The organism is Rhizobium sp. BK399 (genome assembly GCF_014194695.1).
Taxonomy (GTDB): Bacteria; Pseudomonadota; Alphaproteobacteria; order Rhizobiales; family Rhizobiaceae; genus Rhizobium.
Genome location: NZ_JACIAH010000018.1, coordinates 87,185 through 113,279 on the forward strand (window position 1 = coordinate 87,185; position 26,095 = coordinate 113,279).

General features: G+C 61.5%; 23 protein-coding genes and 1 pseudogene. 10 read left to right on the top strand and 14 right to left on the bottom strand.

Annotated elements, in window-relative coordinates; genetic code table 11:
- Window positions 1-12: 12 nt before the first annotated feature.
- The 3 genes from FHT97_RS26170 (at window position 13) to FHT97_RS26180 (ending at window position 3,735) form a co-directional block, all read left to right on the top strand.
- Window positions 13-1,260, top strand: a complete 1,248-nt coding sequence (locus tag FHT97_RS26170; protein ID WP_183864712.1) for an acyl-CoA dehydrogenase family protein — start codon at window positions 13-15, stop codon at window positions 1,258-1,260.
- Window positions 1,261-1,293: 33 nt separating this feature from the next.
- Window positions 1,294-2,256 carry an amidohydrolase family protein gene (locus FHT97_RS26175; RefSeq protein WP_183864713.1) on the top strand — a complete coding sequence of 321 codons (963 nt, stop codon included), beginning with the start codon at window positions 1,294-1,296 and terminating at the stop codon, window positions 2,254-2,256.
- A gap of 63 nt (window positions 2,257-2,319) precedes the next feature.
- A complete protein-coding gene (locus tag FHT97_RS26180; protein WP_183864714.1) occupies window positions 2,320-3,735 on the top strand; it encodes an FAD/NAD(P)-binding protein in 1,416 nt (471 codons plus the stop codon).
- A 71-nt stretch (window positions 3,736-3,806) separates the two neighbouring features.
- On the opposite strand, the gene FHT97_RS26185 is transcribed toward FHT97_RS26180, so the two are convergent.
- Window positions 3,807-5,423: an ABC transporter substrate-binding protein gene (locus FHT97_RS26185; protein WP_183864715.1), complete on the bottom strand. Its 1,617-nt coding sequence runs from the start codon at window positions 5,421-5,423 to the stop codon at window positions 3,807-3,809.
- A gap of 286 nt (window positions 5,424-5,709) precedes the next feature.
- Between FHT97_RS26185 and FHT97_RS26190 the strand changes: the two genes are divergently transcribed.
- Complete coding sequence (locus FHT97_RS26190) at window positions 5,710-6,720, top strand: LysR substrate-binding domain-containing protein (RefSeq protein ID WP_183758449.1); 1,011 nt, start codon at window positions 5,710-5,712, stop codon at window positions 6,718-6,720.
- A 24-nt stretch (window positions 6,721-6,744) separates the two neighbouring features.
- Here FHT97_RS26190 and FHT97_RS26195 read toward each other — a convergent pair whose 3' ends face one another.
- The 6 genes from FHT97_RS26195 to FHT97_RS26220 all read right to left on the bottom strand — a co-directional run bounded on the left by FHT97_RS26195 (window position 6,745) and on the right by FHT97_RS26220 (window position 12,786).
- The gene (locus FHT97_RS26195) at window positions 6,745-7,173 is read right to left on the bottom strand and encodes a nitroreductase family protein (protein ID WP_348649647.1); all 429 of its coding nucleotides are present in this window, start codon (window positions 7,171-7,173) and stop codon (window positions 6,745-6,747) included.
- A 156-nt stretch (window positions 7,174-7,329) separates the two neighbouring features.
- Window positions 7,330-8,655, bottom strand: coding sequence for an LLM class flavin-dependent oxidoreductase (locus tag FHT97_RS26200; RefSeq protein ID WP_183864716.1), 1,326 nt, complete (start codon window positions 8,653-8,655; stop codon window positions 7,330-7,332).
- Window positions 8,652-9,872 carry an acyl-CoA dehydrogenase family protein gene (locus FHT97_RS26205; RefSeq protein ID WP_183864717.1) on the bottom strand — a complete coding sequence of 407 codons (1,221 nt, stop codon included), beginning with the start codon at window positions 9,870-9,872 and terminating at the stop codon, window positions 8,652-8,654. The genes FHT97_RS26200 and FHT97_RS26205 overlap by 4 nt, the downstream gene beginning before the upstream one ends.
- A 13-nt stretch (window positions 9,873-9,885) precedes the next feature.
- The gene (locus tag FHT97_RS26210; RefSeq protein ID WP_183864718.1) at window positions 9,886-10,227 is read right to left on the bottom strand and encodes a DUF3088 domain-containing protein; all 342 of its coding nucleotides are present in this window, start codon (window positions 10,225-10,227) and stop codon (window positions 9,886-9,888) included.
- A gap of 10 nt (window positions 10,228-10,237) precedes the next feature.
- The gene (locus tag FHT97_RS26215) at window positions 10,238-11,596 is read right to left on the bottom strand and encodes an LLM class flavin-dependent oxidoreductase (RefSeq protein WP_183864719.1); all 1,359 of its coding nucleotides are present in this window, start codon (window positions 11,594-11,596) and stop codon (window positions 10,238-10,240) included.
- An 11-nt stretch (window positions 11,597-11,607) separates the two neighbouring features.
- Window positions 11,608-12,786 carry an acyl-CoA dehydrogenase family protein gene (locus tag FHT97_RS26220; RefSeq protein ID WP_183864720.1) on the bottom strand — a complete coding sequence of 393 codons (1,179 nt, stop codon included), beginning with the start codon at window positions 12,784-12,786 and terminating at the stop codon, window positions 11,608-11,610.
- 351 nt (window positions 12,787-13,137) lie between these two features.
- Here FHT97_RS26220 and FHT97_RS26225 point away from each other — a divergent pair, with 351 nt between their 5' ends.
- The 4 genes from FHT97_RS26225 (at window position 13,138) to FHT97_RS26240 (ending at window position 18,487) form a co-directional block, all read left to right on the top strand.
- Window positions 13,138-14,736, top strand: coding sequence for an ABC transporter substrate-binding protein (locus FHT97_RS26225; RefSeq protein ID WP_183758460.1), 1,599 nt, complete (start codon window positions 13,138-13,140; stop codon window positions 14,734-14,736).
- 17 nt (window positions 14,737-14,753) lie between these two features.
- On the top strand, window positions 14,754-15,842 hold the full coding sequence (locus FHT97_RS26230; protein ID WP_183758462.1) for a rhodanese-like domain-containing protein: 1,089 nt from the start codon (window positions 14,754-14,756) through the stop codon (window positions 15,840-15,842).
- Between the two features lie 87 nt (window positions 15,843-15,929).
- Window positions 15,930-17,183: an acyl-CoA dehydrogenase family protein gene (locus tag FHT97_RS26235; protein ID WP_183864721.1), complete on the top strand. Its 1,254-nt coding sequence runs from the start codon at window positions 15,930-15,932 to the stop codon at window positions 17,181-17,183.
- Window positions 17,180-18,487: an NtaA/DmoA family FMN-dependent monooxygenase gene (locus FHT97_RS26240; RefSeq protein ID WP_183864722.1), complete on the top strand. Its 1,308-nt coding sequence runs from the start codon at window positions 17,180-17,182 to the stop codon at window positions 18,485-18,487. The genes FHT97_RS26235 and FHT97_RS26240 overlap by 4 nt, the downstream gene beginning before the upstream one ends.
- Window positions 18,488-18,832: 345 nt before the next feature.
- On the opposite strand, the gene FHT97_RS26245 is transcribed toward FHT97_RS26240, so the two are convergent.
- A complete protein-coding gene (locus FHT97_RS26245; protein WP_028827775.1) occupies window positions 18,833-19,042 on the bottom strand; it encodes a cold-shock protein in 210 nt (69 codons plus the stop codon).
- Between the two features lie 737 nt (window positions 19,043-19,779).
- Window positions 19,780-21,156: a PLP-dependent aminotransferase family protein gene (locus FHT97_RS26250; RefSeq protein ID WP_183758467.1), complete on the bottom strand. Its 1,377-nt coding sequence runs from the start codon at window positions 21,154-21,156 to the stop codon at window positions 19,780-19,782.
- A gap of 340 nt (window positions 21,157-21,496) precedes the next feature.
- On the opposite strand from FHT97_RS26250, the pseudogene FHT97_RS26255 reads away from it, so the two are divergent.
- A pseudogene (locus FHT97_RS26255) lies at window positions 21,497-21,888 on the top strand (DUF983 domain-containing protein).
- A gap of 54 nt (window positions 21,889-21,942) precedes the next feature.
- Window positions 21,943-22,170 (top strand): hypothetical protein, encoded by a 228-nt coding sequence (locus FHT97_RS26260; RefSeq protein ID WP_183758471.1) that lies wholly within the window; start codon window positions 21,943-21,945, stop codon window positions 22,168-22,170.
- A gap of 20 nt (window positions 22,171-22,190) precedes the next feature.
- Here the strand turns inward: FHT97_RS26260 and FHT97_RS26265 are convergent, their stop codons facing one another.
- From FHT97_RS26265 to FHT97_RS26285, 5 genes are all read right to left on the bottom strand, one after another.
- A complete protein-coding gene (locus tag FHT97_RS26265; RefSeq protein WP_183758473.1) occupies window positions 22,191-22,415 on the bottom strand; it encodes an antitoxin MazE family protein in 225 nt (74 codons plus the stop codon).
- Window positions 22,416-22,585: 170 nt separating this feature from the next.
- Window positions 22,586-24,559, bottom strand: a complete 1,974-nt coding sequence (locus FHT97_RS26270) for a 3-hydroxyacyl-CoA dehydrogenase NAD-binding domain-containing protein (protein WP_183864723.1) — start codon at window positions 24,557-24,559, stop codon at window positions 22,586-22,588.
- Window positions 24,560-24,566: 7 nt separating this feature from the next.
- Window positions 24,567-24,962 (bottom strand): RidA family protein, encoded by a 396-nt coding sequence (locus FHT97_RS26275; RefSeq protein WP_183758476.1) that lies wholly within the window; start codon window positions 24,960-24,962, stop codon window positions 24,567-24,569.
- Entirely contained in the window at window positions 24,940-25,371 is a 432-nt protein-coding gene (locus FHT97_RS26280; protein WP_183758478.1) for a thioesterase family protein, read from the bottom strand. The genes FHT97_RS26275 and FHT97_RS26280 overlap by 23 nt, the downstream gene beginning before the upstream one ends.
- 8 nt (window positions 25,372-25,379) lie before the next feature.
- On the bottom strand, window positions 25,380-26,095 hold a 716-nt coding region (locus FHT97_RS26285), incomplete at its 5' end, for an acyl-CoA dehydrogenase family protein (protein ID WP_183864724.1).

The following is a 26,095-nucleotide window of genomic DNA, read 5'->3' on the forward strand; positions in this document are numbered from 1 at the left end:
GAAGGTTCCCGCATGCCGAATACCGCTCCTTCAGCACTGTCCGCCACTCCGACACCTCAGGAGGCGGTGAACGATCTCTCGACGCTCTTGGCAAGAATTCCTGATCTGACGGCCGAAATCGCGAAGGAGGCGGCAAGACGCGATCTGGAAAGGGAGCTTCCATTCGAGGCCTTCCGCCTATTCAAGGAGACCGGTCTGGGGGCGCTGCGCATTCCCGTGGCGCTCGGTGGTCCGGGGGGATCCGTTGCCGATTACATCGAAACGATCATGGCGATCGGAGCGGCAGATTCGAATGTCGCTCACGCGCTGCGCAGCCATTTCAATTTTACCGAAAGCCTGATCCTCAGCCCTAATACTGCCATCGAGCGCACACAGCTCAGCCGCGTTCTCTCGGGCAAGCTTTTCGGCGGGGCTCATACGGAGCAGGGCACCAAGCGGCCGGGCGAGGTGACGACACGTTTGACGAGATCGGGGGATAGCTACCGTCTCGACGGGCGCAAATGGTATGCAACCGGCACTGCATTTTCGGACTTCGCATCATTCAGTGCGAAGAACGATGACGGTGAGTTCGTGAGCGTTTTGCTTCCGGTCAATCGTCCAGGCATCACCATTCTCGACGACTGGGATGGCATGGGCCAGCGGCTGACCGCGAGCGGTGGCGTTTTGCTCGAAGACGTCGAGGTGTTGCCGCATGAAATCTCCACGCGCGGCCTTAACACGCTGGTCGGCCGCCACACCTCCACCTTGCGGCAGCTTCACCTTGCGGCATCAATGGCGGGCGCTGTGCGTGGCGCGCTTGCCGAAGGGACGGAATATGTGCGCCGGCAGGCACGGTCGGCGGCCCATAGCGCGGCCGAGACAGCCAGTGCGGATCCCTTCGTGCAGAAGATTCTCGGTGAGGTCGCTGCCGGCTCCTTTGCCGTCGACACGCTGATCCGCGAAAGCGCGCGTGCGCTCGACAAGACGGCCGCCGCGTTCGCCGCAGGCGATCAGCAGACGCTTGAAGCCGCGCTGATCGAGAGCGCGTTGACGACGGCGCGCACACAGATCGTCGCCTCGCAAATTGCGCTCACGGCGGCCACCAACGTCTTCGAACTCGGCGGCGGCTCCGCGACGTCGCGCCATCTCAATCTCGACCGGCACTGGCGCAACATCCGCACGGTGCTCAATCACAATCCGCTGCTGCACAAGGCGAGGGTGGTCGGTGACTTCTACATCAACGGAACCACGACACACCTGGAGGAAGGCAAGGTCTTCTGATCCCTGCCGCGCAGCGATCGTCACGGAGCCACCATGAGCAAGCTCGACATCGTCGATTTCCATACACATTTCCTGCCCGAAGGCTGGGAGGTTTACCGCGCGCCCGGTCGCCCGCTCGACTCGCTGTGGGCGCGGATCGGCACGAAAATCGCAGACATCGATGCGCTTATCGCGGATAGCGATGCGGCCGGTATCTCGCGCCGCGTGATCGGGGTCGCGCTGTCGATGGTCGCCGCACCTGATGCCGATCTTGGTGCGGTCAGCCGCAAGCTGAACGACGATCTCGCCGCGACCGTTGCGGGCCATCCTGATCGGCTTTTCGCGCTGGCGACCGTGGACACCTTCGGCGGAGAAGCGGCGGCGATCGAGGCGCGGCGCGCCATCGTCGAACTCAATTTGCCCGGCCTGTTTCTCGACAGCGCGAGAGGTGACAGATTAATCGACGCGCCAGAAGCCCGGCCGGTCCTGAGGGTTGCTGCGGAGCTTGGCGTTCCCGTCTTCCTGCATCCGATCAACCCCGAGCCGCTTTCAACGCAGCTGTCAGGCCTCGGCAGGCTCGGGACCCGCTTGAGCCGCGGCACGATCAACGCCGCCGCTGCGATTTCGTTGGTGACATCGGGTGTTTTCGAGGAATTGCCGGAGCTTCGGGTCGTCATCACCGCGCTCGGCATTTCGGCACTTGCGCTGACCGGTCCCTTCGGGGAACTGCCATCCATTTTCGCGGAGGCGCCAGCGGGCAAGCGGCGTCACCTCTATATCGACATCATGCCGTCGGAAGCACGCTTCATCCGCTTCGTGGCCAGTCTCGTCGGCGCCGACCATGTTCTGACCGGCAGCGACTGGCCGATCCTCGAACATGATCCGACGCAGGACGGGCTCGCCACGGCCTTTGCGGCGGCAGGGTTGAGCGCGCATGAAGCCGAGCTGATTGCCAGCCGAAATGCCCTAGAACTGCTGAATGGGCGCCATCGCAGTCGCGACAGGCTGATCGCATAAGGGCGTCCGCTCTCACATCCCGACATATCACGCCCCACCGACGCCGGTGGGAGAGGAGGTCTATTGCGCATTGATCGTATTCCGTATCACTCCGTTGCCATTGTCGGTGGGGGCTTCGCTGGGGCGCTGATGGCGCTCAAGCTGCTCGACCAGACCGAAGTTCCGCTGGCGATCACCATCATAGAGCGGCGCGAGGAGCTTGGGCGGGGTGTTGCTTACAGCACACCCGATCCGGCACATCTGGTGAACGGTCCCGCTGAAATCTTCTCGCTCTATCCCGAGGATCCCGGCCATCTCGCGCGCTGGCTCGTCGAGAATGGCCCCGCCTACGGCTGGACGCCTCCCGCCGAGGTGCGCACAAGCAGCCCGCCGCGTTACCTCTATGGGACCTATGTCCGTGACGAGCTCGCGCGTGCGGTCGCGAACGCGCGGCTCGGTTCGACGTTGCGGCATATCCGGTCGTCGGCATCCACGCTGTTGGCAACGCCGAGCCGGATCCGCATTACCACGGCTGACGGTACCTCTGTGGAGGCGGATGAAGCCGTGCTGGCCCTTGGCGTTTTTCAACCGCGCCTGTCGGCCGCCGAGGCTGAACTCGCCGGTCACCCACGTTTTGCAGCCAATCCGTGGGACGCACTGGCGCTCGACCGTCTGAAAGGCTGCGAGGAAATTCTCCTGATTGGTTCGAGCCTGTCGATGGTCGATGCCGTGGCCAGCATGGAGGCACGAGGTTACCGCAGTCGCTACCGCGTGATATCGCGCCGTGGCCAGTTCGTGGAGGGTCGCAGGACTGTCGACGCAGCGCGCGACTTTCTTGCCGATGGCCCGTTGCCATCAACGGCGCGCGAACTGCTGTCACGCGTCAAGGCGGAACGACGGGCGATCTCGGCTGAGGGTGCCGACTGGCAAGGGCTGCCCTTGGCGATCCGCCCTCATATTCTCTCGCTGTGGCAAGCGGCCAGCGATCGCGAGCGGCTGCGGTTCACCCGGCATCTCAGGGCCTTCTGGGACGTCACCGCGCATCGCTCGGCACCGGAAAGCCACGCGATTATCGAGCGGGTGATTTCGGAAGGCCGGCTGGAGCATGGACGCGCCCGTATCCTCGGATTTGCGGTCGAGGGTAGCGAGATCATCGCCAGCCTGAAGACAGCGACAGGCGTCGAGACTGTGCCGTTCGATGGCGTGATCGATTGTCGTGGCCATCAGTTGCATGATTGGCGTCGGGTATCCGACCCCTTCGTGAGGAGCCTGCTGGCAAGCGGCGAGGTTCGCCCTCATAGCACCGGCTATGGCATCGATGCGACGACGGCGGGCGATCTCATCAACGAGGAGGGGCTCGTGCACCGCAATCTCAGCGCCATCGGACATCCGTTGCGGGGCGTTGCATGGGAGTCGAGTTCGATCACCGAGCAGCGCGCCCAGGCGATTGCGCTTGCCGATCGCATCCTCACGAAATTCACGCCCATCCGAGTGGCGTGATCTCATCTCCAAAAGCAAAAGGGGCGCATCGTCGATGCGCCCCTTTCTCGTGCTAGTCCTGCCGCCGCACCTCAGCCTTCGCCGTCCTTGATGTAGACATCAGCAAAGTTGGACTGCACACCCTCGGCCCCGATGGTGTGGTTTTTGACCCGCTTGTTGAACACCGTGACGTTCTCCAGTGAAATCAGGTTCACTACTGGCACTTCGTCGGCAACGATCTTCTGGAAGGCGAAGAATTGCTGCTTGCGTTTTGCATCGTCGACCTCGACGGATGCGGCTTCGAGCAGCTTGTCCACCTCCGGGTTATTGTAGTGGCTGGCGTTCGAGAAGGGCAGGCCGAGCTTGAAGTTCTTCGACCAGTAGATGCGCTGCACGCCGAGCGTCGGATCGAACTGGTTGCCCAGATATTCGGCGGTCACGTCGAAGGCGCGGTCGGTGTAGACCTTCTTGATGTAGGTGGAGAAGTCGTAGGAATCGATCGTTGCGTTGATGCCGATACGCGTCAGGTTCTGCTTCAGATATTCGGCGACCCGCTTGAAGCCTTCATTGTAGGAGTTGTGGGTCAGTCGCAGGTTGAAGCGGACGCCGTCCGCGCCGCGCTTGTAGCCGGCCTCGTCGAGCAGCTGTTCAGCGGCTTTCAGATCGAAAGCATAAGGCTTGATCGAGGTGTCGAGATAGCGCGGCAGGAAGGTGCTGATCGGGGTCGGCGAAACATGGCCGTAGCCGTACCAGACGGTGTTCAGGATAACGTCGAGGTCGATGGCGTGGGCGATGGCGCGGCGAACGCTGACATTCTTCAGATACTCGTTGTCGAGATTGAAGATCAGCTGCGTCTGGTCGCCCTTGGTCTCGTAGCCGCGTGAATCGACGGCAATGTTCGGCAATGCCTTCACACGTTCGAGATCGCTCAGCGGGATGGGATTGTCGCCGCCGATATCGAATTCGCCGGTTTCGAAGCCGGCGGCGCGGGCGGCCCCATCGGGTACGAAGCGTACGATAACCTGGTCGAGATAGGGTTTGCCGGCGTCCCAGTAATCGGGATTGCGCTCGAGGATGATATGCGATCCGCGCACCCACTCCTTGAAGACGAATGGTCCCGTGCCGATCGGGGCACTGCCATTCGGAATGGTGGGCACGTCGGCAATCTTTACGCCGTCATAGACGTGCTTGGGCACGATCGGGGACTCGGCCCCGTAGAGAGCGCTCAGCAGGTAGGGGGCGGGTTTGGAAAGCCGGATCACGGCGGTCAGCGGATCGGGCGTTTCGACCTTGGTGACATTGGCGAAGGTGCCGCGGCCACGCGGGTGGACTTGCTTTAGAAGCTCGATGGAATAGGCAACGTCGTCCGATGTGAAGGGCTTGCCGTCATGCCACTTGACGTTTGGACGGAGTTTGAAAGTGTAGTTCAACCCGTCGTCGCTGACTGACCACTCGGTGGCAAGCTGCGGCTTTGGTGTCAGATCGAAGTCGTAGGTCAAGAGACCTTCGGTGATCTTGGGGCTCACCTTCTGCGTGCCGCCAGCCGTATGGGCGAGGGTGAGGATCGTCGGCGGTTCCGGCTCCACGATGAAGTTCAAGGTGCCACCCTTTGTCGGTGCGGAAGTCTCGGCGAACGCCTTGAGCGGCAGGAATGCGGTAAGGCCGGTCGCGGCGAGAAGTTTGTTGAGCTGGCGTCTGCTGATGTCCATGGATACCCCCTGAATTGCGATGGACGCCTCTATCGAAGCGTCGTTGCAGGCATCATCGGGCAGGGCCGTGCAAAACAGGAAGAATGTTTTTCTGCCTGTCCGGAAAAGGAAAACTTCGCGGCAGAGCGTCAAGGAGAAGGTTGAATTACTGTAGTCCACTAAAAATATAGAGAATAGTTTTTGCATCTCCGATTGAGGCTCGCCGCGCAAGAAAATGTCCCGTCGGTAGGGCGGGAAGGAATGCCGGTTCTCGTCTTGAAGGGCAGGTTTGTGGTGCAATCCTCTCATGAGCACGTTTGCCGACTCCCGCAGAAAAGCAATTCAGCCGACGCTTGCGCGGCTGCCGCCGCTGACATCGTTGCGGGCCTTCGTCGCGACGGCCCGACACCTGAATTTCGTTCGCGCCGCCGAAGAGCTGCATGTGACCTCGGCAGCGGTGGGTCAACAGATCCGCCTGCTGGAAGACTACCTCGGTCAGCCGCTTTTCAACCGTGTGCGTGGCCAGTTGCATCTGACGCCGGCCGGGTTGGCATTGGTGCCCGGACTGACCGGGGCCTTCGATGCTGTTCTGGCCGCTATGGCTCAGTTCGTGCAGAGCGATCATGAACAGCCGATCCGCGTTTCGGTCGCCCCGTCGTTTGCCAGCAAGTGGCTCATCCCGCGCCTCGATGCGCTGCGGCGGGCTGCTCCCGGGCTGCAGGTTCTGGTCGATGCGTCGACCCAGTTGACGAACCTGGATGCCGGCGACGCCGATTGCGTGATCCGCTACGGTCGCGGTCCATATCCGGGGCTCGTTGTCGATCATCTCTTTTCCGAGGCCATACTGCCGGTCTGCAGCCCGGAGTTTGCGGATACGCATGGGCTGTGGGGCAAGCCGGAGGCCATCGAAGACGTGCCGCTGCTGCACGAGGATGGGGCAGAGCATGATCAATCCTGCCCGGATTGGGGTGGGTGGTTGCGCGCAGCCGGGCTCTCCTACCTGCCGTCGCAGGGTGGGTTCCGCCTGAACCAGTCCTCTCTTGTCCTCGATGCAGCGCTGGCAGGGCAGGGGCTGGGGCTCGGCAAGATCAGGCTGGCGGAAGCAGAGATCCGCTCCGGGCGGCTGGTCTGCCCCTTTGGCGTGCCGCAGCCCGTCAGTTCGTCCTATTTCTTCGCCACCACGGCGCATACGGCGCGATTGATGCGCGTCGATCTGTTTCGCGAGTGGCTGCTCGCGGAAGCGCGCGCCCTGCAGACGATGGATGAGATCATCGCGCGCCGTATCCGACCTGCGGCAGACATGATGGCCGCAGAATAAGTTGTTCTTCCAGGCCCTGCCGCTCTACTTGAGCCGGAAGCCCAGCCTGCGCGCCGCCGCCGCAAGTACGTGCCGCCCCTTCAAGGCCTCGACCGTGCCGATGCGGTTCCGGACCTGATTGGTCCAGTCGATCGCCGGCATCGCCTGCTCCGTCTGGAAGCTCCTCAGTGCCTTTTTGTAGCCCGCAAGATCCCGCGTCCGGGCGCGATCCGAATATTGCTCGCGATGCAGGACCGTCGACTGAGGTAGGCGCGGCTTCACGCCGGCGGGTTGTGCCGGATCGGGAAACCCCACAGTAAGGCCGAAGACCGGGAAGACACCATCCGGCAAGGCGAGTTCCCGGGCGACCCTTTCCGGATCGTTGCGGATCGCGCCGATGTAGCAGGTCCCGAGCCCCAGCGATTCAAAGGCAACGACCGCATTCTGCGCCGCAAGTGCCGCATCGCTGCGCACGCTGCGGTGGGAGAGCAGGGCGTCGACCGTTCATTCCAGTCGCTGCCGAGGTGCTGCACCTGGCGATAGCGTTCGGCTGATAGCGCTGCCAGCCGGTCGGAGCCGGTTGGCTTTGCTGCAAGGGAAGGTGTCATGGGACTGTCCTTTTCCGGGTCGCTATTCTGCCGCGCTGGCGTAGGGGTTGTGTGGCCGCGTGAGACCAAGGTGATCACGCAATGTGCGGCCGGCGTATTCGTGCCTGAACAGACCGCGGCGACGCAGGATCGGAACCACCTCATCGACGAAGACTTCAAGCCCGTGCGGCAGCACATCGGGCATGAGGTTGAAACCATCGGCCGCACCGGCGCTGAACCATGTCTCTATATCGTCGGCGATCGCGGCAGGCGTGCCGACAATCGTGCGATGCCCGGTGCCGCCGTTGAGCGCGCGGATCAGGCCCCGAACGGTCAATCCCTGCCGCCGCGCGAGCGCCAGCGTGGCGTGGAAGAACGTGTGCCCGCCGTCGGCCGGCAGCGGAATGTCCTCAGGCAAGGGCTTGTCGAGTTCGAGCTTCTTCTGATTGACCTGCAGGACACCGGCCAGTCGGGCAAGGCTGTATTCAAGCGGAATGAGGTCGCGCAGTTCTTCCTGTCTGCGCCTTGCTTCCGCTTCCGTGCTGCCGATGATGGTGGCGAGGCCCGCGAGCACGAGGATGCTGTTTTCCGAGCGACCGAAACGAACGGCGCGACGGCGCAGATCCCTGGCGTAATCCAGCGACTCTTCGAAGGATTGCGAGGCGGAGAATACCGCTTCGGCATGTGCGGCGGCGAGTTCACGCCCGTCGTCTGATCCGCCCGCCTGCACGAGAACCGGGTGCCCCTGTGGTGGGCGCGGAATATTGTGCGGCCCATGCACGGAGAAGTGCTTGCCGCTGTGAGCGATGGGGTGGACACGACCGGGATCGACGAAACGTCCGGTCGCGACGTCACCGACAAAGGCCTCTTCCTCCCAGCTGTCCCATAGCGCCTTGACCACGGAGGCAAACTCGCTGGCCCGCTCATAGCGGCTGGCATGGGCTACCGGCTTTTCAAGGCCGAAGTTCCTGCTTTGCGCCAGATCCGCGCTGGTGACGATGTTCCAGCCGGCGCGTCCGCCGCTGGCATGATCGAGCGTCGCGAAGCGCCGGGCGATGTTGTAGGGTTCGTTGTAAGTGGTGGAGGCCGTGCCGATCAGCCCGATCCGTTCCGTGCTGGCCGCGACAATTGCAAGCACGATGGTCGGTTCCAGCGAGGTGAGCGGGCGAAAGTCGATGCGGTCCGATATGGCCGCCTGGTCGGCCAGGAAGACGGCATCGAATGTGCCCCGTTCCGCGATGTCAGCGACCTTGATGTAGTGGTTGATGTCGAAGGAGGCGCGGGGGTCGCTGCCTTCCATGCGCCAGGCCGCTGGGGAGAACCCCGAGTGCAGGATATTGATGTTGAGATGAAGCTGCCGTCGGCTCATTGGAATATCCCCGGCTCGGGATAGTCGCCGGTCAGGAACCAGGAGCCGACATTCTGGGTCTTATATTCTGCCGGATTGTGAAGAGTGTGGATACGGACGTTGCGCCAGAAGCGATCGAAGCCGTACGGCCGGACGGCGGAACGAGCACCCATCACCTCAAATATTTCGCTGGTGACCTCGAGCGCGACCTTGCCCGCGAGCACATTGGCGGAAGCAACCGCAATCGCGGTGGCGCCGCGCTCCTCGGCCGTCAGCGCCGGGCCTTTGGCATAGGCCGTATCGATGGCGACCGCGGCTCTGTCAGCCAGTGCGGTAGTGGCCTGCACCTTGGTCCAGAGTTCACCGTACTGTCGCTTGATCCACGGGTCGTCCGAATGGCGTTCGACACCGGAGTAGATCCACGGCCGAGATTTCGTGATCGTATAATCCCGTGCTGCGATCAGGGCGCCTTGCGCGCTGCCGATGAAGACGTTGAGGAGAACGCTCTGCTGTTGCTGCGGAATGAGAAGGGCAGCCGGATCCCTGGGGCGTTCCGACAAGATCTCCTCATCCTTCACGGTGACATCCTTGTAGAAGACACGGCCGCTGCCGGTCTGCCGTTGTCCGATGCCATCCCAATCGTCGGCGATCGTTATGCCATCGCGATTGGCGGGAATATAGGCGAAGCTGCGCGCGTTCGTTTCCTCGTCTTCCCATGCGACCATCAGATAATCGGCGACGTGCGAGCCGGAAGCGAACGGCCGATAGCCGTTCAGGAGGACGCCACCTTCTATCCTCTTGCCGAAGAGGCTTTTGGAGAAGCTGTTCGTGGTGTTGCCCCAGAACCACCGACCCTTGGCCGATTGCCGCAGGATCGCGGCCGATCGTTCGTCACTACCCCCCGTCAGGGCATTCTGGATGGGGCTGAAGTGGTAGCCGAAAAGGTGGCCAAGCGACCCGTCGACCTTGGCGAACTCACGCACGATGCGCAGAGCGGTCGAATAGGGCTGTCCCTCACCACCGAATTCCGTGGGAATGAGCAGATTGACGAGGCCGCTGTCCTTGAGAAGCCGGACCTGCTCTGTCGGCCGCCCGCCCTGTTGATCCCGCTCGACGGCATCGACAGCGAAGATGTTCCTGAGCTCGACCGCCTTGGCGAGATAGGGATCGGTCTGGTCCGGCTCGAAGAGGACGGGAGGCAGCAGGGCTGGTTCGAAGCCTGAGGGCTTTACGGTCATCGTCTTATCTCCGTCAGTCGTGAAGTCGCGGAAAGCCATGCCGCTCTGAAAGCAATTCGAGAATGCGGCTGGTCTTGGAAACGAAGCGCTTGCCTTTCCAGTCCGCAGCATCGGGCGGCGGGTTGGATGCGAGGACCAGCACCGGCAAGGACTGGTTTTCCTCGCCAACCGCCTCGATCACCTGTGTGCGCGGGCGAGGGAAGGGAACTCTGTGCACCTCGATGCGGGCAGCAAGCTCGGGAAAGCTCGAAAGTACCCCCTCGATCGCATTGCAATGGGGGCAGACGAACGTCTGCCCAGGGTGCGTCGGGTCCGAGAAACCGGGGGCGATGAGAAAAAGCGTATCGCGGCTCATGTCTTTTCCCCTACTCGGCCGCGACTGCGCCGTGAATGACGGTATGGCTGTTTTCGGGGCGCTTCAGGCCAAGGTTTTCGCGCAGTGTCGTACCCTCATACTCGTGGCGGAAGAGACCGCGCCGTCGCAGTTCCGGCACCACAAGCTCGATGAAATCAGAGAGCCCGCCCGGCATGATCGGCGCCATGATGTTGAAGCCGTCAGCTCCATAGTTTTCGAAGCGCTCTTCCAGCGTATCGGCAATCTCCGTCGGCGTGCCCACGACCTGCCAGTGGCCGCGCGCACCGGCGATGCGAAGGTAGAGCTGGCGGATCGTCAGGCTCTCGCGCCGGGCAAGATCCAGAACCAGTGCCTGCCGGCTCTTGCCGGCATTTGTCGCAGGCGGATTTTCGGGCACCGGTCCATCGAGCGGATAATCCCGGAGGTCGAGGCCCGAGAGCTGGGAAATCAGATTCAATCCGACCTCCGGCTGGATGAGTTCCTGAAGGGATTCGAACTTCTCCTGCGCCTCCGATTGTGTGCGGCCGACGACCGGGAAAATGCCGGGCAGGATCTTCAGGTCGTCGTGCGAGCGACCGTATTTCGCTAACCGTCCCTTGACGTCGGCGTAGAAGCTCGTTGCTTCCTCCAGGGTGATCTGGGCGGCAAAGACGGCTTCCGCCGTGCGGGCGGCAAGCTCCTTGCCGGGCTCGGAGGCGCCGGCCTGGACGACAACCGGTCGCCCCTGTGGCGAGCGCGGAATGTTGAGCGGGCCGCGGACCTTGAAATGCTTTCCACTGTGATCGAGCCGATGCAGCTTGGCCGGGTCGAAATAGCGGCCGCTTTCGCGATCCCGCAGGAAAGCATCGTCTTCCCAGCTGTCCCATAGGCCGAGCACGACGTCGGCGAATTCCTCCGCCCGTTCGTAGCGGTCAGAATGGAGGATCTGCGTCTCATGGCCGAAATTGAAGGCGGCGTCGGGGTCGGCGGAGGTCACCAGGTTCCAGCCGGCTCGACCGCCGCTCAGCCGGTCGAGCGAGCCGAACTGCCGGGCGAGATTATAGGGGTCGGAGTAGCTGGTGGAGGCGGTGGCGATCAGCCCGATATTGCGGGTGACGGAAGACAGCGCGGAGAGCAGGGTGATGGGCTCGAAGGGATAAACACCGCTATGAGCCTTGCGGCTTGCGGCCTCGACATCCTTGATGCGCGCGGCGACGCCATCCGCGAAAAAGATCGTGTCGAACTTCGCCGCTTCGGCGAGCTTGGCCAATTCCAGGTAGTTCTCGAACTCGGTACCGACGGAAGCCTTTGGATGACGCCATGCGGCGACGTGATGCCCGGTGAAGAGCAGAAATGCGCCGAGCTTGATCTTGTCCTTGCGTTTCGCCATTGCGGTTCCTTTCAGCGATAGATGGCCGGCACGGGAAATTCGCCTGTCAGCAGCCAGGTGCCGACGGTGCGTTTCTTGTACTCGGCGGGATTGTGGAGTGTGTGGGTCCTGACATTGCGCCAGAAGCGGTCGAAGCCATTGGCATTGGTCGCCGAGCGGGCGCCCATGACCTCGAAGACCTCGCTGGAGACGGCAAGCCCGACCTCGCCGGCATAGACGTTCGCCGTCGCGATATCGATCGCGGCCGCGCCACGGCCCGCGGCGGTCAGCGAAGGCCCTGCGGCGTAGGCAGCATCGAGGCTGCGCGCGGCCTTGTCGGCCAGCTCCGTTGCCGCAAGAGTGCGGATATAGAGGTCGCCGTATTGGCGCTTGATCCAGGGGTCGTCGGTGTGCCGCTCGACGCCGGAATAGACCCATGGCCGCGAACTCGTCGTCGTATAGCTGCGGCCCTCCTCCAGTATGCCCTGTGCGCTGCCGACGAAGACGTTGAGCAGGACGCTTTGCTGAAGGAGCGATGTGAGCGAGGAATAGGGTGTCAACGGCACCTCGGGCGAGCTGATCAGCTCGTCGTCTTGAACCTCAAGATCCACGAAGCGGACCGTGCCGCTGCCGGTCTGCCGCTGGCCGATGCCGTCCCAGTCGTTCACAATGACAATGCCGTCGCGGTCGGCGGGAACGGCGGCGGTCAGTCGGGCGCCATCGCCATTCTCCCAGGAAACCTGGATGTAATCGGCGACATGCGTGCCCGAGGAGAACGGGCGACTGCCGTTGATGATCCAGCCGGTCGCCGTCCGTTCGCCGCTCGATGTTTTCGATAACGCGTTTCCGGAATTGCTCCAGATCCAGTTGCCGGCCGCCGAGCCAGTCAGCCATTTCTCTTTCTGCGCGGCCGAGCCGCGAAACAGGATGAGGTTGAGCGGCAGGTGGTGATAGCCGAAGAGATGGGCGAGCGATCCGTCGGTTTTCGCAAACTCCCTGACGATGCGCAGGATCGTTGGCCATGAGGCGCCCTGGCCGCCGTACTTCCTGGCGATCTGCGCCGAAGGCAGGCCGCTTTCTTTCAGGAGCCTGATCTGGTCGACTGGCCTGCCGCCCTGTTTGTCTCTCTCGACGGCATCGAGATGAAACGCCTGGCGCAGTTCGCTCGCCTTTGCCAGAAGCGTGTCGTCAGCATCTGTTACGAACGGCATTTTGCCTCCCGGAAATGACGGTAGGACGGGCGTGTGCCCGCCTATTTCCCGTCAACGGTTGGCTGGCCGGCCGTTCAAGTCCAGAAATATCTGTTTGATTTCACGGAAAGAAATTCTTTTACCGGTGCGCTCGATTTCTGCGTTTCGTCGCGGTGCTCATCGGCGAAAACACCATCCTGTCAAATCGCGGAAATTGAGCAGCTTTTCCTCTGTGTTACGCCGACGTCGAACAATCGTCCGGAGGCAATTATTCTTTCCCGGACGAGAAGAAACTTTCACTTCGGCTTTCGAGGCGCAGCACTGAAGCTTCCCCTCAGCGGACCACAATCCAACCCGAGAGGAGCTCTTCGCGTGTCCATCAACCGTCGCAGTTTCAACCAGCTGATGTTGCTTGCAAGCGCTAGCACCTTGCTCCCGTCGATCTCATTTGGACAAGGCGCTGCACCGGCGACGGGCGGCACCTTGAACTGGCTCTACCGGGTGGATCCCGGCAATGCTCTCTTTGCCATCAACACATCGTCGGGCACCGGCCAGGCGATCGGCCCGAAGATCGTTGAGGGCCTGCTCACCTTCGACCTCGACGTCAAGCCGCAGCCGCTGCTGGCGACGGAGTGGTCTGTTTCCGACGACAATCTTCGCTACACGTTCAAGCTGCGTAAGGGCGTGAAGTGGCACGACGGCAAGGACTTCACCTCCGATGACGTCGCCTTCTCGATCTTCCGGCTGAAGGAGGCGCATCCGCGCGGTCGCATCACCTATCAGAACGTGGTGGCGGTGGAGACGCCGGATCCGCTGACCGCGGTTATCGTGTTGTCGAAGCCGGCTCCGTTCCTGCTCTCGGCGCAGTCGAGCTCGGAGTCGCCGATCGTGCCGAAGCACATCTTCGAGAAGCTGGCGCCTGGTGACGGGCAGACGCTGCAAACAGCGATAGGGACAGGTCCCTTCAAGCTGACGGAATGGGTTGCGGGCAGCCACCTGATCTTCGAACGCAATCCGGACTATTGGGACGCGGGCAAGCCCTATCTCGACCGCATCATCCTACGCGTCGTCACCGATCCGGCCGCCCGGTCCGCGGCCCTGGAGACCGGTGAAGCCGACATCGGCGACAATCCGGTGCCGCTTGCCGATCTCGAGCGGCTGAAGCAGGTCCCCAATCTCATCGTCGACACGACCACCTACGCCTATTCCGGCCCGCAGCAGCAATTGTTCTTCAACTACGACAATCGGCTGTTTGCCAAGCGCGAGGTCCGGCTTGCCATCGCCCAGGCGATCAACCTGCAGGAGATCGTCGACGTCGCGCTCTATGGTTATGCGCAGGTGTCGCCCAGCCCTGTCAGCACGGCCTTGCCGCAGTGGTACGATAAGAGCGTCGTGGCCCATCCCTACGATACGGCCGCAGCCGAAAAGCTGCTCGATGAAGCGGGCTATCCGCGCAAGGCGGATGGCAAGCGCTTTGATCTCAGGTTGACCTATAATTCCTACCTGCCGCAAGGCTACGCCGATGTGCTGAAAAACCAGCTGGAAAAGATCGGCGTTGGAATCGAGATCAAGAAATACGACCTGCCGACCTTCCTGAAGACCGTCTACACCGACCGGGCTTTCGACTTGGTAGTGGAGTCGCTCTCCAACACCTTCGATCCGTCGCTCGGCATTCAGCGCGCCTACTGGAGCAAGAATTTCAAGATCGGCCTGCCGTTCTCGAATGCAAGCCACTACGCGAACGCCAAGGCGGATGCGCTGCTCGAGGCGGCCGCCATCGAGCCTGATGAGAAGAAGCGCTGGGAGGTCTGGAGCAAGTTCCAGCATCTGATCCATGACGAGGTGGCGTCCGTCGACCTCGTCGCCGCCGGCGCCCAGATCGTCGCCAACAGGAGGGTGAAGAACTACGTGACGGGATCGCAGGGGCTGAACTGGAGCTTCGGCGACCTGTGGCTCGATCCGAACGCTTGATATCAGGAGCAGAAAACATGACGGGATATTCGATAGACAAGGCCAGATTGACTGATTGGCTGGGCGATGGGCTGGAACTGGCGGTGCTTGATATCCGGCCAACCGAAGAGGTCGGCTACGCATCGCCGCTGTTTGCGACAAACCTGCCTGCCGAACGCCTGGACGCCGAACTCGACCGCTTCGTGCCGCGTCGTGTGGTCCGCACGGTTCTGGTCGATGGTGGCGATGGCACGGCCGAAGCGGCTGTCACCCGATTGCGGCAAACCGGCTGGACGAACATCCATGTTCTGGAAGGCGGCATTCCCGCCTGGGTGGAGGAAGGCGAGGACAAGCTTCCGACCTTCGATATTCCGGGCGTTGCCTTCGTCACGAAGGTTCGCGACGAGAGAGGGACGCCCGTGGTCTCTGCCGTCGAGCTGAAGGCATTGCGCGATCAGGGTCAGGACGTCATCGTCCTCGATACACGCACGCTCGGCGAATATGAAAAGGCGCATGTGCCGGGCGCCGTCGGCGTGCCCGGGGCCGAACTACTGCTGCATTTCAAGGACCTCGTCCCCTCGACGGAGACGAAGGTCGTGGTTTCCTGCGCCGGCCTGCCGCGCGCTATTCTCGGGGCCCAGACCCTTATTGATGCCGGCGTCGAAAATGCCGTTGCCTATCTCGATGACGGGACGCGCGGCTGGACCGACGCGGGCCTCGATCTGGAGACAGGGCGTACCGCAACCTACCACGAGGCGACAGAAACAGCGCGCCGGTTTGCAAGCGAGTATGGAAAGAGCCTTTCAGCGAAGGACGGTCTGACGTTCGTCGATCGGAAGACGGCCGAGACGTGGAAGGCCGATCCGGTGCGCACAACCTACCTCCTGGACGTTCGCACGCCGGACGAGTTTGCGCGCTCGAATCTTCCGGGCTCGATCTCCTCGGAGGGCGGGCAGCTGCTCGGCGTATCCTATCGGACGATTGCCGTTCGTGGCGCCCGCGTCGTCCTGGTCGACGATCTCCTGGGTTCGCGCGCCCGCATCGTCGCCCACTGGCTCGCCCGCCGCGGTTTCGAGATCGCAATCCTGCTTCACGATTTCGGGGCAGAGGAGCGGGCAGCCGCTTAAGGCAGGCCGAGCCTTGGCTGAAATGAGAACCGGGCCTAATCGCCGCCGTTAGCCGGCGGTATTGGGCCTGTAACAGGAAAAAACGCCATGACAGATATCAACGGGGCCTGGGGCGCACCGCCGAGCGAGCGCTTCGAGCGCCTGGCGGCGAGTCTCAGGCCCGTTTTCGCCCGTATCGGCGAGCGTGCGATCGACCGCGACCTCGCTCATGAATTACCCTTTGATGCCTATGAGTGGCTGAAAACCGCGGGCTTTTCGCGATTGCGTTTGCCGGCCGTCCATGGGGGCTTTGGCCTAACCTTGCCCGAACTCTTCGGCCTCATCATCGAGCTTGCGGCGGCCGACCCAAACCTCACCAACGCCTACCGCAGTCACTTTGGTTTCACCGAGGATCTTCTGAACGCAGCTGACAGTGCCTGGCGCGACAGTTGGCTGACAAGGCTCGGGCAGGGCGAGACGGTTGGAAGCGGGTTCTCGGAGCTTGGCGATACGCCGCTCGGCAGTTATTCGACCCGTCTGGTCCGCAATGGCGCAAGCTGGCGGCTCGATGGCGAAAAGTTCTATACCACTGGCTCGCTTTATGCGGACTGGATCACGCTCGGCGCGATCGATGGGGACGGGCAGCCGATCGGCGCGCTGGTGCCGACCTCGGCACCAGGCGTGGAGATTATCGACGACTGGGATGGCTTCGGCCAGTCGCTGACAGCCAGCGGCACGGCGCGCTTTAGGGATGTCGAGATCGCCGACGAGCTGATCAAGCCAAGCGCGGTCCGGTTTAGCTATTCCGGCGGGTTCTTCCAACTGGTCCATCTGGCGTCGCTTGCGGGCATCGGCCGCGCCGCGGCGAACGACCTTGCGCGGCATGTGGCGGCGAGGAAGAGGATTTATAACCGGGGCAATGCGCCCCGACCGGCCGAAGACCCGCAGATCCAGCAGGTGGTGGGGAAGGTCAGGGGTGCGGCCTACAGCGCCGGAGCAATCGTGCTTCAGGCAGCAGGCGCCCTGCAGCGCGCCTACGAGGCTAATCAGAGCGGCGATCAGGATCAGATCGCGGTGGCTGGTCGCAATGCAGAACTTGAGGTCAGCCAGTCCGTCACCGTCGTCACTTCGCTGATCCTTGACGCCAGCACGGTGCTGTTCGACGCCTTGGGAGCGTCCGCGGCCAAGCGCGGCCATGGTCTTGACCGCCATTGGCGCAATGCGCGCACGATCGCGTCCCACAATCCGCGCATCTACCACGATCGCATCGTCGGCGATTACGCGGTCAACGGCACGATCCCGGGTCCGCAGGCAGGCGTGGGTGTCGCAAGGCAAGAGCAGACGGAACGGGCAGGCGCATGAGCATTCAACAACGTCGCATGAACCTTAACGTCGGACTGAATTCCACCGGCTATCTCGCCAATGCATGGAAATACCGCAGCGGTGACTGGCACGATATCAATGATCCGGCCTACTATCGGCGCCTGGCAGAGATTGCCCACAAGGGGCGCTTCGATGCCGTGTTCTTTTCCGACCACCCGGCGCTGATGACAGAACCGCTGGGGCGACCCTTTCATACGATCGACCCGCTGATCCTGTGCACGGCGCTGGCAGCGCAGGTGCCCGATATTGGGTTTGTCGTGACGGTCTCGTCCACCTATAATTCACCCTATAATTTCGCACGGCGCGCCCAGTCGCTCGATATCGTTTCGGGAGGGCGGCTGATCGTCAATATTGTCTCGTCGTTCAATCCCAATGTCGCCGCCAACTTCGGCAGTGCAGCGCTTCCACCGCGCAAAGAGCGCTATGCCCGCGCTGTCGAATTTCTCGATGTGTCAAAGAAGCTGTGGGCGAGCTGGGATCCAAGGCGTGAGAGCGAGGTTGGATCCGATCGCTTCTGGGACAGCACGAGTGCCGTTCCGATCGATCATGAGGACGCCTTTTTCCAGGTGCGTGGTCCGCTCAACGTCCCGCGTGGTCCCCAGGGCCATCCGGTCATCGCCCAGGCAGGTGCGTCCGATGGCGGCATCGATCTTGCGGCACGGCACGGCGAGATCATCTACTGCAACATCCTGTCGAAACCCGCGGGCAGGGCGTTCGGCGACAAGGTGCGCAACAGGGCCGTTTCGCTCGGCAGGGATCCAGCCGGCATTCGCATCGTCCCCGGCCTCGTGGTTATCTTGGGGGAAAGCCTTAAGGAAGCCTTGCGCAAGCATGAACTCTACAGTGGGACGGGATCGGAAGATGGGCTGCTCGAACGTTTCGTGCGCGAGCATGGATTGGACCGCGACCGTTTCGACCCGGACGCCGTCCTTGACTATGAACGCTTCTTGCCTGATCAAAACAGGCAACAGGCCGTTGGGATGGGACTTGGGCTTGCCGACCTGCTACAGCATGAAAGACTGACTGCGCGTCAGGCCGTGCGCCGTTCCGAGGGACATCACCGGCTCCTCATCGGCACGGCGGAACAGGTGGCCGAGGAAATGATCGACCTGTGGGAGGACGGCACGGTGGACGGCTACATGCTGCAACCGCCGAGGGCGCCCGATGATATCATCGAGTTTGTGGACACGGTCATCCCGATCCTTCAGGACCGAAACGTCTATCCCCGTCAGTACGAGGGACGAACGATACGCGACCGGTATGGGCTCTCCTATCCGACATGACGTTTGCATGGCGTGCTTTCGCCAGGGGGAAGCCGTCGACGGATCATAAACCCGCCGCTTACCCGAACGCTTTTCCTGCTGCGCACTTGCGCTCAATTGCAGACCGATGCCATGGGCGAGGCGCAGGCGACAATCGAGCGGTCGATTTCGCGCCTTGCCGAAAGCTTCGCTTTCGAGTCTCTCGGATAAAATTCTCAGGATGGCTGGCGCGCCATCGATGTCGGTCCCGTCGACGCTTCCCAAGTTTCAAACACAATTCCATCAGCCGAGCAGCAATGCAGACAGCGATGATGGAGAGATCGCTAGGTCCGGGAAGCCGAGTGGATATCCGCTCGGAACCGGTGACTACATCAGCTGAATGTTGATAGCCTTTGGTCCCTTGCCACGGCGATCCGGCTCTGTGTCGAACGAGACCTTCTGGCCTTCCTGCAGCGACTGGATGCCGGAGGCTTGGAGAGCCGAAATGTGAATAAAGATATCGCTGCCTCCCGTACTGGGTGAGATGAAGCCGAAACCCTTGTCTGCGTTGAAAAACTTTACGGTACCAGTGGCCATTTTGTTCTCCCAGGAGCACTGTTCGGTCACTAACATGCCGTCCAGATTCGATGTCTGCAACTGGAAATATCCTCGCCTCTATTCAATGTGGTGAATGGACGAGCAATTCGGCCGTTCTGGTGACGACGGTGCTGTGTAACGCTCACAACGAAAGCCGACCAACGCGTCACGCTAGGAACCACAGATCAAAACCAACGGCTCCTGAATTTGGTGCGGGCTGCGGGTGTCCTTTCTGGCGAGATGACCCTCGCTGATGCAAAGATATAGAGGACTTGAACCTTGAGCCGAACAGCATTGTACGGCTTCGCACGGACTGTGCGTAGAAGGTGAGGGAATTCACCGGGCTGTCGTCCCGGCAGGCCATTTCACAGGATGGCCATACGCTTGATCAGCAATACATTGAACTGCATGGTCGGAAGGGCGCCTGATGAGCCTTTCGCCGGGTTGAATCTGATTACCTGAACCCGCAACCAATCAGAACTTCGACAGGCAGCCGATCGCATAGTTCTAAACGAAAAGGCTTGCCGGAAATCGTTTCGCGGCGAGCTTCAGATCGAACTCCGGAGCGGTCGAGCGCGCGCGTAGGATAGGGGTAAAGTGACGGCTCATGGAATGGGCGGCGGCGGAGCCTCGATACATACGATGCGGGACGACCAGCCTCTGCCCATCATTGTCCCCGCAAGGTCGCATTGAGCAGGCCCGGGCACATCGAGCAATGCAACTTGCCTGATGAAAGGTCAGACTACCATTGTGGAGATCGCCGGCTGCTGAGCTAGGAGGTCTGCCAGAACCCGGAGAGCGCGTGTAAGTTCCTCCAGGTCCACCGGAGCGCCAAGCGCAAGTCGTATGGCTTCGGGCGCAGACGCAATTGCAAAAGCGTCGCTGGTGACGATACCGATCCCTATCGAACGCAATCTGGAAACCAGTTCACCTCGCGTCCACGGTTCAGGAACCTTTAGCCACACGTGGAAGCCCCCTGGAGAGGTTTCAACATCGAACGGAAGGATCGCCTTGACGGCGTCCAGGCGCTTTCCCGTCTCCTTGACTATTTCGCCTCTGACGGCATCCGCTACTCCCGTCTCTATCCACCGTGACGCTAGAGCACTCGTGAGGGGCGACACAATTGACGCTGACGCCCGGATCGCGTTGGCCACGCGATGTGTACGACCCTCCGGTACGGCGACATATGCGACCCGAAGGGCGGGCGACAGGCATTTGGATAAGCTGGCCACATGATAAACCGCTTCGGGCAGCAGCGCCGCAAGCGGCGGTGGCGGGGCCGAAACAAGGCCACTATACGCGTCGTCCTCGATAATTGGCACGCCATATGTCCGCGCAACATTGACGAGATCGTGCCTCCTCTGAACGGACAATGTCCGTGTCGTCGGATTGTGAAGCGTTGGCATGCAATAGAGCGCTTTCGGCTTCGCCTCCCTGCATGCTCGCGCAAAAGCGTCCGGAACAAGCCCCTGATCGTCCATTGCAATCGGAGCCAATTTGAGCCTGAGATGAGATGCGATCGAGCGGAAGCCAGGGTAGGTGAGTTCTTCCGCACAGACGACATCGCCGGGCTCTGTCATCGCGCTGAGAATGGCGTGAAGGGCTCCTTGCGCGCCTGACGCGACTACCACTCGATCAGCCGATATCCCCGGAAGCCGCCTTGAAAGCCAAGACGCGGCGACGATACGATCCTCCATGATGCCGCCTGGTTCCTGGTACCGTAGCAGGAGGTCCAAGCCCTGTTCCTGAAGCTTTTTTGCGCCATCCCACATTCTCTGTTCCAGGACGGGATCGAGAAACCTCGGCGGCAGGTTCATGCTCATGTCGACGACGCCCGAGGGCTGCAGTGATGGTCGCGCGCCACGTTTCGATCGCACGTATGTCCCTTGACCCACCTTGCCTTCGATCAGGCCACGGCTGCGGACCTCCGAGTAGGCTCGGCTGACTGTGGTGAAGTCGATCCCGAGGTCGTCAGCGAGTTTGCGCTGCGTTGGAAGTCTCACCCCTTCGGCCAACCGACCACTCGCGATGTCCGCAGCCAAAGCATCCGCGATCGACAAATAGATTGGCCCCTCACGGGTACCGAGCTGAGGTGTCCAGGATGTCGCAGTCATCGACTTTCCACAGATCTGCATTCAATTCAAGCCTTATATGTATAATATATGGATATCAAACCACGCCGGTTGTCAAGGAAATTGGGGCCTAGAATGAGCAGCAACCCTAAATTCGAAGCCATCATAGCATGAAGCTGGATGGCCGCTATCGCACGTTCATTGAGCGACACTGAGAATTCCTGCTCTGGCATGGTCCTCACCACGCACGTCGCGTTACGGTGTGGTGCAGCAACGACTACCTGGGCCTGGCCGGAACAGACTCTGCGACAATTTGTAAAATGGAGAATTTGATTGGATAATTGTATGTATCAATGTATTCAATCAATGGAAAGATAACGCAATGACCACTGAATGGCCTCCATTGCCGCCCATACAAACGGGCCTGCGTGGGTTATGTCCGCAATGTGGACAAGGGCACCTTTTCGACGGCTTTCTGACTGTTAAGCCCAAATGCGAAGTTTGTGGCCTCGACTACTCCTTCGCCGATCCGGCAGATGGCCCGGCGTTTTTCGTAATCTGCTTCACATGCGTACCGGCAGTGGCGGTGCGTGCTGGATAGAGGTCGCCTATTCCCCTTCGATGTGGGTGCATCTCTTCACGTCCCTCCCACTGGTGCTTCTGGCTTGTCTTTTGCCTCTCCGGCCGCTGAAGGGCTGGCTCATCAACAGTCAGTTCTTCTTCAAGGCGGAAGAGGGAAAGATCGACCGCGACTACGTTCGACCAAAGTCGTGAGGTAGTGGTCCTCACGAGTAGATAGTGTCAACTAATACCCTGGGAATGTTCAAAATGGATTGGTTCATTACCGTCTTCCTTCCGTTCAAGCTTCTCGTGTTAGGAACGGGCATGTACTTCGCCATCAAGTGGCATTACGATCAAGGGAAGAATGGAGAGAGAGGCGCGGTGCTACGCGCGGGCGGCAAGATGGCCGCAGTCTTCGTGCTATCGCTCCTATGCGTGGGGCTCTTCACGTTCGTTCTTAGCAGGATGGTCGGTTTGGACTTGAGCTTTCCATGATGGCATAATGTCGCCACGCCTCACGATTCATCTCCGGAGCTTGAGTCGGAGAGTGCGGCATCAAGGAAATATTGCAATTCCTGGTCGCCAGCATCGGAAAGAGCTGTCTGAACCGATCGGCGATGGCATTCGGCGGCGAAACCGGGGCGACGGGTATCGGGAACCCATATTTGTACCGGACGCAGCCCTGCTTCCATGAGGGCCCGGCGGCGCTTTTGGACTCGTTCATTGACCGGGGTTGCCACGACCATCCCCCTGCGGCTTGTTACATGTAACGATGTAAGGTCAGAGATTCGTCATGTCCATGCGGTTCACGGATTGGCTTCCCTGCGCAACGATCTCACCTGTGTCCTACCCACTACGTGATAGAGCCGCACCTGCCACAGCATGCAGGCGCGGTGGCGGATTACGCCGGTCACGTCTCCGCTTTATCAGCCGCAAACATCGGACCGCCCCTATGGGCGGGAAAACCGTATCCGTTGATCATCACGAGATCGACGTCGCTTGCGCGTGTCGCGATACCCTCCGATAGAAGAGCGCGGCCCTCGTCGACCATCGCCTTCAGAACCCTTGTCACAATCTCGTTCGCGGTGAACGAACGAGGCTTGATCCCCTTGCGCTTCCGCTCTGCCACGACAAGGGCGGTGACGTCCGGATCGACTGTCCGCCGTGCCTCGGGATAGGCATACCAGCCGCGGCCGCTCTTCTGTCCGAAGCGCCCGGCCTCGCAAAGGCGGTCGGCAATCTCGACGTAACGAGCATTCGGATCGCGCATCGACGCCTGACGTTTGCGGCGCGCCCAGGCGATCTCCAGCCCAGCCATGTCGCAGACGGCAAAGAGACCCATCGGAAACCCGAAGGCTTCCATCGCCTGGTCTACCTCGTGCGGCAGGGCGCCCTCTTCAACCATGAATTCAGCCTCGCGCCGGTAGGCAGAAAAGACCCGGTTGCCGATAAAGCCTTCGGTCACGCGGCAGACAATCGGCAGCTTGCCGAGGCGCTTGGCGAAGGCCATCGCCGTAGCAAGGACCTCGGTCTCGGTACGGGCGCAATTCACGACTTCGACCAGTCGCATGATGTTTGCGGGCGAGAAGAAATGCAGGCCGACGACACGCTCGGGATGGCGCGTCGCAGCGGCAATGGTGTCAGGATCGAGATAGCTGGTGTTCGTGGCAAGGATCGCATCCGCCCTGACGACGTCGTCGAGGCGGCGGAACAGCCCGGCCTTGACGTCGAAGTCGTCGAAAACAGCTTCGATGACGAGATCAGCATCGTGAAGCGCACCGAGGTCCGAAGCGACTGTGAGCTTAAGGAGCTGCTCGTCCCGGCCTGCGGGATCGAGACGACCGGACTGTACCGCCTTCTCAAGAATTCCCGCTATGCGCCCATACCCCTTCGTGGCGCCTTCCTCGCTCTGCTCGACGCCTATGACCTGGAAGCCCGCGTTCAGCGCCGAGACGGCGATACCGGAGCCCATCAGTCCGGTGCCGACCACGCCGACGCATCGTGTGTTTCGCGGCGTCGTCTTTTCCTGTCCCTCGACTTTCCCGGCTGCCCGCTCGGCAAAGAAGACGTAGCGCAGCGCTGCCGCCTCTTGAGATTCCCTGAGGCGAAGGAATGTCCTGCGTTCTTCGGCAAGGCCATCCGTGAATGGAAGCGTCACGGCGGCCTTCACGAGCCGCAGGGCTTCGACCGGCGCGGCTTGGCCGCGCGCCCTGGCAAGAATTTTCGCGCCGACGGCGTCAATCTCGGCATCGCTGACCGGCTTTACAGCAATCGCGCCGGATCTGCGAAGCTCGCCGCCCGCCATGGAGGCAACAAGCACGCACGCTTCTGCAACCAGACCCTCTGTCGTGATGCGGTCGATCAAGCCGATGCGAAGCGCTTCGTCGGCCTTCAGGGCACGACCGGTTCCGATCATCTCGGCAGCCGCGGCTATGCCGACGAGCCGCGGCAGGCGTTGCGTGCCGCCGGCACCCGGGACAATGCCGAGCTTGACTTCGGGCAGGCCGAAGCTTGCCGCGGGCGCGGCAACGCGGCCATGGCAGGCAAGAGCCAGCTCACATCCGCCCCCGAGTGCTGCGCCGTTGACCGCCGCCACTGCCGGCTTGGAAAACTGCTCGATGCGCAGATAGACATCGGGCAGGAAAGGCGCTTCGGCCGGCTTGTCGAATTCCTTGATGTCGGCGCCGCCGACAAAGGTTTTGCCGGCCCCGGTAATGACGATGCCGCGCACGGCATCCAGCGCCGCGGCATGGTCCAGTGCAGCACCAAGGCCGGCGCGGACGCTGAGAGATGTTGCGTTGACGGGCGGATTGTCGATGGTGACGACCAGCACGCGATCGGCGATCTTGCCGGAGACGGTTTTGGAAAAGCACAGGTCGCCCATGATCCACCTATTCAGGAATGACCGCGGTTGCTTGGATTTCGATCTTGGCGCGATCTTCCACCAGGGCCACGACCTGCAACGCAGCCATGGCTGGGAAATGCCTGCCGATCGTTTCGCGATAGGCCTGACCGATACCTTTCAGATTGCCGAGGTACTCCGCCTTATCGGTGAAGTACCAGGTCATCGACGTGATATGTCGTGGTTCGGCGCCGCCCTCTGCGAGCACGGCCAGGACGTTCTTCAGGGTCTGGCGCACCTGTTCGACGAAGTCGTCGGTTTCAAACTCGCAGCGCTCGTTCCAGCCGATCTGCCCGCCGACGAAAACCATGCGGCCCTTTGCTGCCATTCCGTTGGCGTATCCTATTGGCTTCGCCCAGCCTTCAGGCTGCAGGATCGTGTGCATCAGTTGTCTCCAGATGATGTGTCAACGCGGCGCGGACGTCGGAAGGCCATGCGAGTGATTGGTGGGTGTCGAGCGACGTGGCAACGACGCGCTGTCGTGCGGTCCAAAGCACCTTACCGTTTGCCGATATCCTATGTTCCAGATCGAGCGAGGTACTGCCGATTTTGAAAACCGCAATTTCGAATTCGAGTTGATCGCCCTGGAAGCCGGGTCTTGAGAACGTCACATCCAGCCGCACGGTGGGAACGCCGATCCTGCGGTCCTCGATTAATGTTTTCCAGGGAAAACCGAGCGAGGCGAAGTAGTCCTCCAGAACACCGACGAGCAGGTTGAGGTAAGATGGGAAATAGGCAATCCCCGAGGGATCGCAGTCTCCGAAGCGCAGCGGTCTTGTCGTTCGAAACCCCACGGCGTGCCTCAATTCGCGAATGCGGCAATGCCGGTGACGGCGCGGCCGAGGATCAGCGCGTGGACGTCATGTGTCCCCTCATAGGTGTTGACCACCTCGAGGTTGACGAGATGGCGGGCAATGCCGAACTCGTCGGAGATGCCGTTGCCGCCGAGCATGTCGCGGGCAAGCCTTGCGATGTCGAGCGCCTTGCCGCAGGAATTGCGCTTGACGATCGAGGTCAGTTCCACCGGCGGATGCCCGCCTTCCTTCATGCGGCCGAGTCGGATGCAGCCCTGCAGGCCGAGCGAGATTTCGGTGACCATGTCGGCAAGCTTCTTCTGGACCAGCTGGTTGGCGGCCAGCGGCCGGCCGAACTGCTTGCGGTCGAGTACATATTGCCGGGCCCTGGCATAGCAGTCCTCGGCAGCCCCGAGCGCCCCCCAGGCGATGCCGAAGCGGGCCGAGTTCAGGCAGGTGAACGGTCCCTTGAGGCCGGTGACATTGGGCAGAAGGTTCTCTTCCGGCACGAAGACCTCATCCATCACCACTTCGCCGGTGATCGAGGCGCGCAGGCCGACCTTGCCATGGATTGCCGGCGCCGACAGGCCCTTCCAGCCCTTTTCCAGGATGAAGCCGCGGATGACGCGGTCCTCGGTCTTGGCCCAGACGACGAAGACATCGGCAATCGGGGCATTGGAGATCCAGGTCTTGGCGCCGGTCAGGCTGTAGCCGCCATCGACCT

Excerpts from the sequence above, each read along its gene's own strand:
- FHT97_RS26170 (WP_183864712.1), top strand. The coding sequence starts at position 13 with ATGCCGAATACCGCTCCTTCAGCACTGTCCGCCACTCCGACACCTCAG.
- FHT97_RS26175 (WP_183864713.1), top strand. The coding sequence starts at position 1,294 with ATGAGCAAGCTCGACATCGTCGATTTCCATACACATTTCCTGCCCGAA.
- FHT97_RS26185 (WP_183864715.1), bottom strand. The coding sequence starts at position 5,423 with ATGGACATCAGCAGACGCCAGCTCAACAAACTTCTCGCCGCGACCGGC.
- FHT97_RS26190 (WP_183758449.1), top strand. The coding sequence starts at position 5,710 with ATGAGCACGTTTGCCGACTCCCGCAGAAAAGCAATTCAGCCGACGCTT.
- FHT97_RS26200 (WP_183864716.1), bottom strand. The coding sequence starts at position 8,655 with ATGAGCCGACGGCAGCTTCATCTCAACATCAATATCCTGCACTCGGGG.
- FHT97_RS26205 (WP_183864717.1), bottom strand. The coding sequence starts at position 9,872 with ATGACCGTAAAGCCCTCAGGCTTCGAACCAGCCCTGCTGCCTCCCGTC.
- FHT97_RS26210 (WP_183864718.1), bottom strand. The coding sequence starts at position 10,227 with ATGAGCCGCGATACGCTTTTTCTCATCGCCCCCGGTTTCTCGGACCCG.
- FHT97_RS26215 (WP_183864719.1), bottom strand. The coding sequence starts at position 11,596 with ATGGCGAAACGCAAGGACAAGATCAAGCTCGGCGCATTTCTGCTCTTC.
- FHT97_RS26220 (WP_183864720.1), bottom strand. The coding sequence starts at position 12,786 with ATGCCGTTCGTAACAGATGCTGACGACACGCTTCTGGCAAAGGCGAGC.
- FHT97_RS26230 (WP_183758462.1), top strand. The coding sequence starts at position 14,754 with ATGACGGGATATTCGATAGACAAGGCCAGATTGACTGATTGGCTGGGC.
- FHT97_RS26235 (WP_183864721.1), top strand. The coding sequence starts at position 15,930 with ATGACAGATATCAACGGGGCCTGGGGCGCACCGCCGAGCGAGCGCTTC.
- FHT97_RS26240 (WP_183864722.1), top strand. The coding sequence starts at position 17,180 with ATGAGCATTCAACAACGTCGCATGAACCTTAACGTCGGACTGAATTCC.
- FHT97_RS26245 (WP_028827775.1), bottom strand. The coding sequence starts at position 19,042 with ATGGCCACTGGTACCGTAAAGTTTTTCAACGCAGACAAGGGTTTCGGC.
- FHT97_RS26250 (WP_183758467.1), bottom strand. The coding sequence starts at position 21,156 with ATGACTGCGACATCCTGGACACCTCAGCTCGGTACCCGTGAGGGGCCA.
- FHT97_RS26260 (WP_183758471.1), top strand. The coding sequence starts at position 21,943 with ATGGATTGGTTCATTACCGTCTTCCTTCCGTTCAAGCTTCTCGTGTTA.
- FHT97_RS26270 (WP_183864723.1), bottom strand. The coding sequence starts at position 24,559 with ATGGGCGACCTGTGCTTTTCCAAAACCGTCTCCGGCAAGATCGCCGAT.
- FHT97_RS26275 (WP_183758476.1), bottom strand. The coding sequence starts at position 24,962 with ATGCACACGATCCTGCAGCCTGAAGGCTGGGCGAAGCCAATAGGATAC.